Here is a 13,102-nt window from a genome sequence, read left to right as displayed (position 1 = left end):
CCAGCCAGCAGCTATCAGGAGATGAGCCATGAAATGGTTTTACGATCTGAAAATAGCCACAAAACTGATCGTTTCTTTCGGTGCCGTGTTATTGCTAACACTGATTCTCGGCATCAGCAACATTGTCTCGATGAACCGGGTCAACCAGGCCTCCACCGATCTTGCTGAAAACTGGATGCCCAGCGTGCGCGCCGTGATGGACTTGCGCTCCGACGTGGGCGAGCTGCGGCGCTGGGAACTGGCGCACTTGCTCAACGAGCAGCCGGCCGCCATGGCCGATTACGAAAAACGCATGGACGATACGCTGGCCCTGCTGAAAAAGCACCGCGACGCCTACGAAAAACTGATCTCCAGCCCGGAAGAAAAAGCCACAGCCGGCGAGTTCGACAAGAACCTCGTGATGTTCATGGGCGATCACGCCAAGATGATCGATTTGTCGCGCGCCGGCAAAAAAGTCGAAGCGCGCGATGTCGCCAGCACCACCTCGGCCAAGACCTTGGGCCTGATTACCGACAACGTCAACAAGCTGGTCAAGATTAATGTCGATGGCGGCGATGCGGCCAGCGACGACGCCACGGCCACCTTCCAGAATGCGCGCATGACCTCGGTCGTGCTGCTGGTGATTAACATCGGCATTGGCATGGTGCTGGCGATCTGGGTGGCGCGCATCGTGGCGGCGCCCTTGCAGGAGGCGGTATCGCTGGCACGCAACGTGGCCGACGGCGACCTGACCCGTTCCATTGACGTGAAAAGCGCCTGCGAAACCGGGCAGCTGATGCAGGCGCTCAAAGATATGACCAGCAACTTGCAGGGCTTGGTGAGCCAGGTGCGGCAAGGCACGGACACAATAGCGACGGCGTCCTCGGAAATCGCCAGCGGCAACCAGGACTTGTCGTCGCGCACCGAGCAGCAGGCTAGTTCGCTGGAAGAGACCGCGTCCTCAATGGAGGAGTTGACCAGCACCGTCAAGCAGAATGCCGACAATGCGCGCCAGGCGAATCAATTGGCGCAATCGGCGTCCGGCATCGCGCTCAAGGGTGGCGACGTGGTGGGGCAGGTGGTGGGGACTATGGCGTCGATTAACGAATCGTCGCGCAAGATTGTGGACATTATTTCCGTGATTGATGGGATCGCGTTCCAGACCAATATCCTGGCCTTGAATGCAGCGGTGGAAGCGGCGCGCGCGGGCGAGCAGGGCAGGGGCTTTGCGGTGGTGGCCAGCGAGGTGCGCAATCTGGCGCATCGCTCGGCGGCGGCGGCCAAGGACATCAAGTTGCTGATAGGCGATTCGGTGGAGAAGGTGGAGGCTGGGTCGGCGCTGGTGAACCAGGCCGGCGAAACCATGAGCGAGATCGTGACCAGCATTACGCGCGTGACCGACATCATGAGTGAGATTACCTCGGCCAGCGTGGAGCAGAGCGCAGGCATCGAGCAAGTCAACACGGCGATTGTGCAGATGGATCAGGTGACGCAGCAGAATGCGGCGCTGGTGGAAGAGGCGGCAGCGGCGGCGGAATCGATGCAGGATCAGGCGGCCAAGCTAAGCGAGGTGGTGAGCGTGTTCAAGCTGCTGGCGACGGCGCAAACGCAAGCACCGCGTCCGGCGCCACGCAAGCCATCCGTGCCGAAGGCTGTAGTCGCGAGCGCGAAGACCCCAACCCCTCGCGTCGGGGTGAAGCGGCCGGTGAAGGAAACGGCGGGCGGCGATGAGTGGGAGGCGTTCTAGACTGCGGTTGCCTGCACCCCACGGCGGTATATCAGCGTCGGGGTCTGACCCCGTTCGGGGTCAGACCCCTTCAGGCCGTTGCCGGAGTGTTGGCTATTCCGGGTTTCGGGCCTGCCACGCAGCGAGGTCGGCGCGGTATTTGTCTAAGGCTTCCTGGTACAAGTCATCTACGCAATAAGCACAGCCGCTATGGCAGCAATCGCCGGGTTCCGGTGGCACCGGCGGCTCTGGTTTTGGATCGTCAGTCATTTTCTTCTCACATCGGCGGCATGGCCAACAACGCCATGTTTCGCCCTTTCTCCTTGGCGCGGTACAAGGCGCGGTCGGCCAGCTGTACCAGGTCCTGCGGCGAGGTGTCCTCGGTCGGCACCATCACCGCCACGCCGATACTGATCGTCATGATACCAAACGGCGACTGTTCATGCGGCAAGGCCCTGCGCACCAGCTCGGCGCAAATCTCTTCCGCCACGCCAAACGCATCGGTCGCATCGGTGGCCGCCGCCAGCAGCGCGAACTCCTCGCCGCCGTAACGCGCCACCAAATCGCTGGTGCGGCGGCCGTGCGTGGTGATCAACTCCGCCACCGTGCGCAAGGCCGCGTCGCCGGCCAGGTGGCCGTAGTGATCGTTGTACTTCTTGAAGTAATCCACGTCCAGCATCGACAAGGCCAAGGTCTGGCCGGTGCGCGCGGCGCGCCGCCACTCGGCTTCCAGCGCCAGGTCGAAACCGCGGCGATTGCTCACGCCCGTCAAGCCGTCGGTAGTGCTGAGCGCGGCCAGCTTGCGGTTGGATTCCTCCAGCTCCGCCGTGCGCGCCGCCACCGTTTGCTCCAGCTCGGACTGGTGGCGCGTCAAGCGATTGATGCGGGTCTTGTAGGCCAGCACCAGCGAACCGACCACCAGCGCCGCCACGCCGGAACGGAACCACCAGCGCTGCCAGAACGGCGGCGTGATCGTGATGTTCAAGGTGGCCGGCTGCTCATTCCATACGCCGAGGTGATTGGCGGCCTTGACGCGGAACACATACTTGCCCGGATTCAGATTGGTGTAGCTGGCCGTGCGGTGGGTGGCGTCGGTCTCGACCCAGTCGCGGTCGAAGCCCTGCAACTGGTAGGAGTAGCGGTTGCCGGACGGCTCGGTGTAATGCAGCGCCGCGAACTCCAGCGCAAACACCGACGCCTGCGAGGACAAGGTCAGCGCCGTCGGCGCCGTTACCGGGCCTTCGGCCTTGACGTTCTCGGCCGGCTGGCCGTTTTGCAGCGAGTGGTTGAACACGGTGATGTCGGTGATGGCCACTTGCGGCGGCACCGAGCTGGTCTTCACCTTGGCCGGCACCACGGCCGTCATGCCATGCACGCCGCCGAAGTACAAGGTGCCGTCCGCGCCAAACGCCGACGAGTTGACGGTGAAGCCCTCGGTCAAGCCATCGGACGCGGTGAACAGCGTCATCTTGCCGGTCTCGGGATCGAGGCGGTACAGGCCGGCAATGGTGCTGCTCCAGATCTTGCCATCGCTATCGTGCTGGATCGACAGCACCTTGGCGGCGCGCATGCCGGCCGCATAGGATTTGAACGCGATCGAACCGTCCGGCTTGACCAGCACCAGGTCCAGGCCCTTGCTGGTGCCGACCCAGATGCGGCCTTGCGCATCTTCGTGCAGGCTGGCGACGTTGTCATCGCTGAGGCTGCCGGTGTGCTTGGTCGAGTGGCGGAAATGGCGGAACTTGCCGGTGGCCGGGTCGAGCAAGTCGAGCCCGCCGCCGTTCCACTCCGAGCCGGCCCACACCCGGCCCTGCCGGTCTTCCAGCACCGCCGAGGTGCCGTTGACCGCGCGCGTGTTCGGGTCTTGCGGATCGTTGTAATAAAACTTGCGCGCATCGGTCTTGATCTCGTAGCGGATCAGGCTGTTGCCGGTGGCCAGCCACAGCACCCCGCCCGCGCCCGGTGCAATCGCGTTGATGTAGTCGCTGGCGGTGTTGCCGAAGTGGATGGCCTGGAACGGGCTATCGGGCGAGTCGAGCCGGTTCAAGCCGTTCGAGGTGCCCAGCCACAGCGGGCCTTTGCCCTCGTCGTCCTGGTACATGCTGTAGACGATGGAGTGCGACAGCTTGCCCGGCGTCTTGTCGTCGGCGCGGTAGCTGCGCAGCACCGTGCTGGTGGCCGGATCGTACAAGCTCATGCCGACGTTGCCGCCCAGCCAGACCTTGCCGCCCGGCGCGCGCGCCAGGCTCAGCAGCGCATTGCTGGCCGGCGCCGAGCGGCTGTCGATGCGGAACGGCACGTGGCGCGTGAAGCCTTCGCTGCTCAGGTTGGCCAGCGCGATGCCGTCGGTGAAGGAGGCGATCCACAGCATGCCGCCGCGGTCTTGCATCACCGCGCGCAGGTTGTCGCCGGGCAGGCTGTACGGGTCGTCGGCCGCGTGTACAAATTGGTCGAATTCGCCGTTCGATTCATTCCAGCGCAGCAGGCCGGCCGACAGCGTGGTGGCCCACAGCACGCCCTTGTTGTCGATGCCGAAGTTGGTGATGCGGCTATACGGCGAGGCGATGGCCTTGCGCGTGTCCCAGTCGCTCTTGCCGTCCCAGCGGATGATGCCGGACTCGGTGCCTATCCACAGCGCGCCGCTGTTATCGAATTGCAGCGCGCGCACGATGTTGACGCGGGCGTCGGGCTTGGGCGCCGGGTCGACCTGGTGGTGCTTGAAGATCTTGGCGCCGGGCGCCAGGTAATCCATGCCGCCCGGCCAGGTGCCGACCCACAGGCCGCCCTTGGCGTCGAGCGCCAGCGCGTTCAGGTCGTTGCTGCCGAGGCTGTCAGGGTTGTTTTCGTCGTGGGCGTAAATGGCGTCGAACTTGCCGGTGTTCGGATCGAAGTGCTGCAAGCCGCCCCAGGTGCCGATCCACAAGCCGTCCTTGCCGTCCGAGATGATGTTCTTGACGATGCGGTGGTTCTTTGGCGCCTTGTCGGTGGTGAAGGTGGTGAAGTTGTTGGTCTCGGGATTGAAGCGCGCCAGCCCGTTCTGGGTGGCGGCCCAGATGCGGCCCTTGTTGTCCTCGAAGATGGCCGACACCCGGTCGTGCGGCAGGCTGGCCGGATCGGCCGGGTTGTTGATGTACTTGACCGACTGGTAGCCGTTGTAGCGGTACAGGCCGTTGGTATGGGTGCCGACCCAGACAAAACCCTTGCGGTCCTGGATCAGCGACAGCATGGACGGCTCGTCGCCGCCGAGCGGGCCGAGTTTCTTAAAGCGTAGCGAAGGGGCGGGGGCGGCGCTGGCAAGACTCACCGCCAGCAGCAGGCATAGCAATAAAAAACGGCGCACGGATTAATCTAGTTTCTAATCAAAAAAACTATTATACATGCCATTGATGCAAGGCTTCCGCGATAAAAGCTGCCGTTTTTTAGCGCAGTTGCCAGAAATTAGGGTATAGTTTACGGCGCTTCACCATCCGCCCACATTATGTCCGATACCGAGATCACCACCCCGACCATTCCCGAGCAGGCTGCCGCCGAAGCTCCCGTCCAAGTTCGTTTCGCCGATTTCGGCCTGTCGCCGAATATCCTGCGCGCGTTGAACGAGCAAGGCTACGAGCACCCGACGCCGATCCAGGCTCAGGCCATCCCGGTGCTGCTGCAAGGCCGCGACGTGATGGGTGCGGCCCAGACCGGTACCGGCAAGACCGCCAGCTTCTCGCTGCCGATCATCCAGATGCTGCTGCAGCACGCCAGCACCAGCACCTCGCCGGCGCGCCACCCGGTGCGCGCGCTGATCCTGGCGCCGACCCGCGAACTGGCGGTGCAGGTGGCCGAGAACGTCAAGGCCTACTGCAAGCACACGCCGCTGCGCGCCACCGAAGTCTTCGGCGGCATGGACATGAAGCCGCAGACCGTGATCCTGAAGGCCGGCGTGGAAATCGTGATTGCAACCCCGGGCCGTCTGCTCGATCACGTGGAGCAAAAGAACATCAGCCTGAACCAGGTGCAAATGCTGGTCATGGACGAAGCCGACCGCATGCTGGATATGGGCTTCCTGCCGGACCTGCAGCGCATCATCAACCTGCTGCCGAAGAAGCGCCAGAACCTGATGTTCTCGGCCACCTTCTCGCCGGAGATCAAAAAGCTGGCCAACACCTTCCTGACCGACCCGGTGACCATCGAAGTGGCGCGCGCCAACAAGACCGCCGATACCGTCACCCAGGTGGTCTACAAGGTGGCCGAAAACCAGAAGCACGCACTGGTCGCGCACATTTTGCGCCAGCGCGAGCTGAAGCAAGTCATCATCTTCTCCAACACCAAGCTCGGCGCCTCGCGTCTGGCGCGTGAACTGGAGCGTGAAGGCATGAAGGCGGTCGCCATTCACGGCGACCGCAGCCAGCAAGAGCGCATGGCCGCGCTGGACGCGTTCAAGAAAAACGAGATCGACATCCTGGTGGCGACCGACGTTGCCGCCCGTGGTCTGGACATCTCCGATCTGCCGTGCGTGATCAACTACGATCTGCCGTACAACGCGGAAGATTACGTGCACCGCATCGGCCGTACCGGCCGCGCCGGCGCCTCCGGCGATGCGATTTCGATCTTCTCGGACAAAGACGAGCGTCTGCTGGCCGACATCGAAAAATTGATCAAGCAAACTATCAAGCGCGCCGAGCCGGAAGGTTTCAATCCGGCGCCGACCTTTGCCGATGAGCGCGGTGAGCGCCGTCCGCGCCGCAGCGAAGACATCGGCCGTACCCCGGCCGGCCGTTCGGCCGAGCGTCCGCCACGCGCACTGGGCGGCGGCGGCCCGCCACGCCGCGAAAAAGTCGATCCATGGTTCCTCAAGCCTTACGAGCCAAGCAAGGCCGTGGTGGCGGCGCCAGCCGCGCCAACGACGGGCTGCAGCATCAGCAAGGCCAAGCCTAAGCTGGCCTTCCTGCTGGGCGGCGCGCCAAAGGCTTAAGCAGCCAGTCGCGCACGCGATTGGACAAGCCTTGCTCCAGATAGCGGTGCGACAGCGCCGCCAGCGACACCGCACACGCGGTGGAAATGAAGATATAACCCCACGTGTGCACCAGCGGCGCCACGCCGGCCCACGCCATGGCCTGCTCGACCAAGCGTTGCGTCAGCAAGTGGGTCAAGTACAGCGAATACGAAATCCCGCCCAGCCATAGCGCCAGCGGTGGCGCCGGCAGGTGTACCGTCTTGCTGGCCAAGGCCAGCGCCGCCAGCATCAAGGCCAGCGGCCAGCCATAGTTCAGCGGCCCGTGGCCGCCCACCGCGCCGCTGTAAATCGCCCACGCCGCAAATGCGCAGCCCAGGCCTGCCACGTGCCACGCCAATTGTTGGCTGCGGCCCGGCAGGCGGAACCACGGTTGCAAATACAGCCAGCCGATCAGCACACCGGCGCCAAACTCCAGCACAAACGGATTGGTGACGACGTTCATGTAGCCGGAGCCGCCGTAATCGCGCTCCACGCTCAGCGCCATCCCCTGCGGCAGCACCAGCACGGTCAGTGCTATCCACGCCGCCAAGGCCAGCCAGCGCCATCGGCCGAACAGCAGGCAGGCCGCAAACACCAGGTAAAAATACATTTCAAATTCCAGCGTCCAGCCCACGCCCAGCGTCAGGTCGAAGTAGGGCGCCCGGTGCGGGTTGACCGGCAGCATGGCGAGCGAATGCCAGAGGGCCTTGCGCTGATCGCCGTAATGGAAGTAGTCAATGCCGCCTTGCAGCACAAAGATCGCCAATATCGTGATCACCGCGTACACCGGCCACACCCGCGCCCAGCGCTTGACGAGGAAGCGCGCCGCGTAAGCCGGACTGCCGTCGGCGCCCGCGGTCGAGTAGCACATGATGAAGCCGCTAATCAGGAAGAATAGATCGACGCCGAACGCGCCGGGGCGCAATAACTGGTCGGCCAGTGCGAAGCTGTCAGTGTTGAGCAGGGCGTAGCGGGCGTGGGTCAGCACCACCAGCAGGGCGGCCACGCCGCGCAGCAGCTGGATCCAGTTGAGGTTCTTGTTGTGTTCAGTCATGCCCCATTGTAGGCTGGTTTTTAAAAAAGCAATGTTAACTTGGTGGAATTAATTGCAAAAAAAGCCAGCGCCGCCACGGTTTTTTTTATACACTGGCGGATTCGTCAGTTTCCAGTACCGCTACATGCAACAAGCTTCCCTGCATCCCGCATACCGCGCGGATATCGACGGCCTGCGCGCCATCGCCGTGCTATCGGTCGTGGTGTTCCACGCTTTTCCGTCGCTGCTGCCCGGTGGTTTTACCGGCGTCGACATCTTCTTCATCATTTCCGGTTTCCTGATCGGCAGCATCTTGCTCAAGGGCTTGCAGGCCGGGCAGTTCAGCTTTGCCGATTTCTACGCGCGCCGCGTGCGCCGCATTTTCCCGGCGCTGGCCATCGTCATGGCCTGTTGCGTTGCGCTAGGCTGGTTCGCCTTGTTCCCGGACGAGTACAAGATGCTGGGCAAGCACCTCTTCGGCGGCGCGACCTTCGTTTCCAACTTCTTCTTGTGGGAAGAGGTCGGCTACTTCGACACCACGGCCGACACCAAGCCGCTGCTGCACCTGTGGTCGCTGGCGGTGGAAGAGCAGTTCTACATCATCTGGCCGCTGGCCCTGTGGCTGGCGTTCCGCCGCCGCTGGGCGCCGTGGAAGCTGGCGCTGCTGGTGGCTGCGCTCTCGTTCGCGGTCAACGTCGGTGGCGTGCACCGCTATGCAACCGCGACTTTCTACTCGCCGCTGAGCCGCATGTGGGAATTGCTGATGGGCGCGCTGCTGGCCTATATGAGCGTCAACCGCATCGGCCTGCTGGCCGGCGTGCGCGGCGCGGACGGCGACCGCCTGGCCGATTTCTCCGGCCCGCGCGCGCGCAATTGCGCGGCCGTGGCCGGGCTGCTGCTGCTCGCCGCCGGCCTCGCGCTGGCGGCGCCGGGCAAGCACTTCCCCGGCTGGTGGGCGTTGCTGCCGACGCTGGGCGCGCTGCTGCTGATTGCCGCCGGCCCGGCGGCGCTGATCAATCGCTACCTGCTGGGCAATAAGCTGGTAGCGTGGTTCGGTCTGATCAGCTACCCGCTGTACCTGTGGCATTGGCCCATCCTGTCCTTCCTGCATATCCTCGAAGGCCCGCTGCTGAGCCGCATGATGCGCGCAACGGCGCTGGCGGCAGCGGTGGCGCTGGCATGGCTGACTTACTACTTCGTCGAGCGTCCGCTGCGCCGTCCAACGCACGGCGCGCGCAAGGTGACCGTGCTGGCGCTGGCCATCGCCGCGCTGGGCGCTTTTGGCGGCTGGATTTACTTGCAGGAAGGCTTGCCGCTGCGCCGCTCGGTGGTGGAAAACGCCGCCCAGCAACAAGCCCTGATCGTGGTCGAAGACAAGCACAACGCCGAGCTGTGCAAGCAGCGCTACGGCTTCCAGACCAAGTTCGAATACTGCCTGCTGGACCAGCCGGGCAAGGAGCCGACCGTGGCGCTGATCGGCGACAGCCACGGCTATCACATCGTTGCCGGCCTGAGCCGCTACTACCGCGGGCACGGCGACAACCTGTGGTACCTGGGCACGCGCGTGCCGTTCTTCGGCCTCGGCGGCGATAACGACGAGTACCAGCAGGCCACGCCGCGCATGCTGGAATCGGCACTCAACACGCCGAGCGTGCGCACCGTGATCCTGTCCACCGCCGCCAAGCTGAACAACGAAACGCCGGACGGCCAAGCCGGCGTGCGGGCCTTCCGCACCACGCTGTCGCGCTTCATCGACAGTGGCCGCAAGGTGATCTGGGTGAACGACTTGCCGATGCTGGACTTCGATCCGCGCACCTGCATCCGCCGCGCCGGCGTGCCGACCAGCCAAACCCGCAACGATTGCTGGGTCACGCGCCAGGCCTTTGATGACGCCACCAGGCTACATCACGCCGCCGTGGCGCAGGTGCTGAAAGACTTCCCGCAGGTGCAGGTGCTGGACACCGCAGCGCAGCTGTGCGACGCGCAGCGCTGCAACGTCATCATCGATGGGAAAATGATGTACCGCGACACCCACCACCTCAGCTACGAGGGCGATTTGTACGTGGGCGAGCGCTTCGGCCGCGCGCTTGATGCTGCGCGCAGCCGATGAGGATCAAGGCAGGCGGCTGAGCTGGAAATTGTGCAAGGCAATGCCCAGCAGCCGCTGATCGGCCGGGTTGCCTTGTTCCGACGGCGCGTGCGGATCAGAGATGCGCAGGTCGAGTTTTGCCACCGCGCCGCGGCAGGCTTGCGGCGGCACCGTGAATTGCAGCGTGCCGCCGTCCTGCGCCACCGGGCCCTCAAACAACAGCTGGTCGCCGCTGCGCACGGCCAGCGCTTGCTTGCCGTAGCTGTGCAAGTACATGCTGAGGCGGAACGGCTGGCCGGCGCACGGCAGGTACATGGTCACCCGCTGGGCCTGCGACCACACGCCCCAGGCTTCCTGCGTGCTCCAGCCCTCGCCCAGCGCGAAGCTGCCGTTGGCGCCGAGCGCGGTGGAGTGCACTGCGTCGCTGAGCGCCTGCTGCAGGCTGCGCGCTTGCGTGGACGTGAGTTGCGCGTAGCGATACTTGTCGAAGGTTGGCAGCATCGATTGCTGGTAGGCTTGCAGCTTGGCGCTGTCGTACAGGCAGCGCGGTGGCGTGGCGACGCCGCCTGCCCCCGGCACGGCGCGCACCAGCAGCAGCTTGCTGCAGTCCGGGCCAACCACCACGTTAAAGGCGCGGTCTTCGCCGACGCCCGAATAACGCTCCATGAACACTTCCGGCGGCGGGTTGTACAGGCCCGGCGCATGGGTTTGCAGCCACAGCGAACTTGCCGACGGCGTGGTGTAGCGCTCCGGTTGCAGCGGATGGTACAGCCATGCCGAACACCCCATCGCCGCCAGCAGCAGTAATGCAGTCAGCCCGCCGGCTAGCGTGCGCCATGCAGTGCGCTGGACGATCCACAGCAGCAGCGTAAAGCCCAGCGGCATATACCACAGCGCGTAGCGCGCCAGCCCCGGCGTCGCCGCCGAGTTCAGGTTATTGGTGGACGAGTTGGCATAGAAGTTCACCAGCAGATAGACGCTGATGAATAGCACTTCCGGCCAATGCAGCGAAGCTTCTTTGCCGGCGCGCTGGCGCAGCCACAGCAGTGCGCCGAGCAGCAGCATCGCCACGCCCAGCGGCCAGTTCGGCAGCAGGCCGAGGTCGGGATCGAGAATCCAGATGTAGAAGGTCGACAGCTCGCCGCCCAGCTTGGCGCCGCCGGCCAGCAACTGCGGCGTCACCACGTGGTAGCGCCAGAAGTAGTAGGCCGGGTGCAGCAGCACAGTGACAGCGGCGCCGGCCAGCAGCGCCAGTTCGCCGATGCTGTAGCGCTGGCGCCATTGCAGCAGCACGCGGTAAGCCCACGGAATACCGGCGATCAGGGCAAAGCTGGGATTCTGCGTCGAGGTCAGGGCCAGCAGCAGCGCGGCCGCGGCATAGCGCTCGCGGTGCATCTGCATCAACGCCAGCAGCAGCAGGCACACCGTCATTGGTTCGGTGTGGACTTTATCGAGATACCACAGCATCGGCGAACACAGCGTCATGGCGAGCATCACGCCGGCGCCGCGCCAGCCGTAGTAGCGGTAGGCCGCCGCCAGCGTGCCGCCCACCAGCAGCGCGTGGAGGGTGAGGAAGCTGGCGTGGCTCGACAAGTGGATCTGCAACAGCGCCGCCGCCTGTTGGCACAGCACGGCCAGCAAGCTGTACAGCCAGAAGTGGTTGAAGTCGGTGGTGTCGCCGACGCGCAGTTCGCTGAAGGCCTGGTAGAACCAGTCGCGCTCAACCAAGCCGCTGATCTCACCGCTGCGCTGCAGGGCGTCGTAGGCGGCGTTGGCGGCCGGCGTCATCCACGGGCGCAGGCCGTCGGTCCACGCGTAGAACATGGCGTAGTACTCCGAGCCGTCGCCCACGCGCGCTGCCGGCAGGGTGCCCAGCCACAGGAATAGCGCCAGCACGCCGGCGCCGATCGCGAGGTAGGGCAGGGCGGCGCGCAGGGCGGCGCCGGTCAGCAGCGGGCGGCCCACGGCTTAAGCCTTACTCAGGCGCTTGACCAGCTCGGCCGCGACCGACTTGCCTTCGCGGATCGCGTAGTTGGTGCCGCGGTCTTCCGGGTAGATCTGCGCCATGGTGCTGATGGTGGCGTTGCTGAATGGCGTGGCGCGGCCCGGCACATAGTCCGAGTAGCCGCGCTCGGTGATCGGCTGGGCGTAGTCGGCGCGCCAGACGCGGTACTCGCTGATCCATTCGCGCTTGAACTCGGGGAACATGCGCTGTACGTGGCCGAGTGCGAAGTTCAGATACTCTTCGTCGCTGTAGTTCCACAGCGGATCGGCCTTCGGCAGATAGCGCGACAGGAACACGATGTGCTTGCCGTCGTAGTTGGCCGGGCTGTCGAAGTTGGTGTGTTCGATCACGCCGACAAACGGGAAGCCCGGATCGTTGACGTTGATCCAGTAGGTATCGGACAGGCTGCGGTCCAGTTCCAGCACCAGGCACAGATTGGCCAGGTAGCCGACGCGGCGCAGCTTGGCCAGGTAGTGTTCGTCGGCTTTGCCTTCGAGGATGTTGGCAACGATGGGGAAGGCCGGCGTCAGCAGGTACTCGCGCGCTTGCACGGTCTCGGCTGGCGTATGCATGGCGGTGATGCGGCCAGCGTCGGCTTCGACGCCGGTGACCGGCGTGTTGTAGCGGATCTCGCCGCCGAGGCGGGTGATTTCATCGGCCATCGCTTGCGCCAGGCGGCCGAAACCGCCCTTGAAATAGGCCAGCTGCTCGCCGCCCTTGGAGTCGCGGGTGCTGCCGCGCAGCACCAGCTTCTTCCACATCCACACGGCGTTGACGGCATCCGCCACCACCGAGAATTTGTTTTCGATCAGCGGCTGCCAGACGATGCGGTAAGCGTTCTTGCCGCACAGCGGCTCCAGCCATTCGCGGATGGTCAGGTGCTCGATCGATTTCCAGTCCTTGACCTTGCGCACCTTGAACACCATCAGGCCGAGGCGGATGCGGTCGAGGAAAGGCAGCGGGCTAAAGCGCAGCAAGTCGAGCGGCGTCGACAGGCGCCAGTGGCGGCCGTTGAAGTACATGCCGGTCTTGGACGGCATGATCACCACGTCGCCTTCCATGCCCAGTTCGCGCACCAGTTCCGGCACGTACTTGTCGTTGTCGAACCAGTGGTGGTAGAACTTCTCGATGGTCACGCCATCTTTAAAATCAAAGGTGCCGGCCAGGCCGCCGGGGACGGTGTCGGCTTCCAGCACCAGGACTTTTTGGCCGGCGCGCGCCAGTTGCAGGGCGGAGGTCAGGCCGGTAAAGCCGGCGCCGACGATTACAGCATCAAAATTGGTCGTCATTGC

Annotated in this window: 8 protein-coding genes; 3 read left to right on the top strand and 5 right to left on the bottom strand. The window is 64.4% G+C overall.

Annotated features, from left to right (window positions below; genetic code table 11):
- The first annotated feature begins 28 nt into the window (after positions 1 to 28).
- Positions 29 to 1,726: a methyl-accepting chemotaxis protein gene (locus GTP45_RS18660; protein ID WP_161015374.1), complete on the top strand. Its 1,698-nt coding sequence runs from the start codon at positions 29 to 31 to the stop codon at positions 1,724 to 1,726.
- Between the two features lie 93 nt (positions 1,727 to 1,819).
- On the opposite strand, the gene GTP45_RS18655 is transcribed toward GTP45_RS18660, so the two are convergent.
- Both GTP45_RS18655 and GTP45_RS18650 read right to left on the bottom strand, forming a co-directional pair.
- Positions 1,820 to 1,975, bottom strand: a complete 156-nt coding sequence (locus GTP45_RS18655; protein ID WP_161015373.1) for an oxidoreductase-like domain-containing protein — start codon at positions 1,973 to 1,975, stop codon at positions 1,820 to 1,822.
- Positions 1,976 to 1,982: 7 nt separating this feature from the next.
- A complete protein-coding gene (locus GTP45_RS18650) occupies positions 1,983 to 5,045 on the bottom strand; it encodes a diguanylate cyclase (RefSeq protein WP_161015372.1) in 3,063 nt (1,020 codons plus the stop codon).
- 138 nt (positions 5,046 to 5,183) lie between these two features.
- Here GTP45_RS18650 and GTP45_RS18645 point away from each other — a divergent pair, with 138 nt between their 5' ends.
- A complete protein-coding gene (locus GTP45_RS18645) occupies positions 5,184 to 6,662 on the top strand; it encodes a DEAD/DEAH box helicase (RefSeq protein WP_161015371.1) in 1,479 nt (492 codons plus the stop codon).
- On the opposite strand, the gene GTP45_RS18640 is transcribed toward GTP45_RS18645, so the two are convergent.
- Complete coding sequence (locus GTP45_RS18640) at positions 6,622 to 7,737, bottom strand: acyltransferase family protein (protein WP_161015370.1); 1,116 nt, start codon at positions 7,735 to 7,737, stop codon at positions 6,622 to 6,624. The genes GTP45_RS18645 and GTP45_RS18640 overlap by 41 nt on opposite strands.
- A gap of 124 nt (positions 7,738 to 7,861) precedes the next feature.
- Between GTP45_RS18640 and GTP45_RS18635 the strand changes: the two genes are divergently transcribed.
- On the top strand, positions 7,862 to 9,826 hold the full coding sequence (locus GTP45_RS18635) for an acyltransferase family protein (protein ID WP_161015369.1): 1,965 nt from the start codon (positions 7,862 to 7,864) through the stop codon (positions 9,824 to 9,826).
- Between the two features lie 3 nt (positions 9,827 to 9,829).
- On the opposite strand, the gene GTP45_RS18630 is transcribed toward GTP45_RS18635, so the two are convergent.
- Together GTP45_RS18630 and GTP45_RS18625 are read right to left on the bottom strand one after the other, a co-directional pair.
- Entirely contained in the window at positions 9,830 to 11,770 is a 1,941-nt protein-coding gene (locus tag GTP45_RS18630) for a hypothetical protein (RefSeq protein WP_161015368.1), read from the bottom strand.
- A gap of 3 nt (positions 11,771 to 11,773) precedes the next feature.
- Positions 11,774 to 13,099 carry an NAD(P)/FAD-dependent oxidoreductase gene (locus GTP45_RS18625; RefSeq protein ID WP_161015367.1) on the bottom strand — a complete coding sequence of 442 codons (1,326 nt, stop codon included), beginning with the start codon at positions 13,097 to 13,099 and terminating at the stop codon, positions 11,774 to 11,776.
- Positions 13,100 to 13,102 lie beyond the last annotated feature (3 nt).

The organism is Duganella rivi (genome assembly GCF_009857435.1).
In the GTDB taxonomy this organism is placed as follows: Bacteria; Pseudomonadota; Gammaproteobacteria; order Burkholderiales; family Burkholderiaceae_D; genus Rugamonas; species Rugamonas rivi.
This window is presented reverse-complemented; position numbering and strand designations above follow the sequence as displayed.

What these genes read in the sequence shown, in the direction of transcription:
- GTP45_RS18660 (WP_161015374.1), top strand. Translation starts at nt 29, where the DNA reads ATGAAATGGTTTTACGATCTGAAAATAGCCACAAAACTGATCGTTTCT.
- GTP45_RS18655 (WP_161015373.1), bottom strand. Translation starts at nt 1,975, where the DNA reads ATGACTGACGATCCAAAACCAGAGCCGCCGGTGCCACCGGAACCCGGC.
- GTP45_RS18645 (WP_161015371.1), top strand. Translation starts at nt 5,184, where the DNA reads ATGTCCGATACCGAGATCACCACCCCGACCATTCCCGAGCAGGCTGCC.
- GTP45_RS18640 (WP_161015370.1), bottom strand. Translation starts at nt 7,737, where the DNA reads ATGACTGAACACAACAAGAACCTCAACTGGATCCAGCTGCTGCGCGGC.
- GTP45_RS18635 (WP_161015369.1), top strand. Translation starts at nt 7,862, where the DNA reads ATGCAACAAGCTTCCCTGCATCCCGCATACCGCGCGGATATCGACGGC.
- GTP45_RS18625 (WP_161015367.1), bottom strand. Translation starts at nt 13,099, where the DNA reads ATGACGACCAATTTTGATGCTGTAATCGTCGGCGCCGGCTTTACCGGC.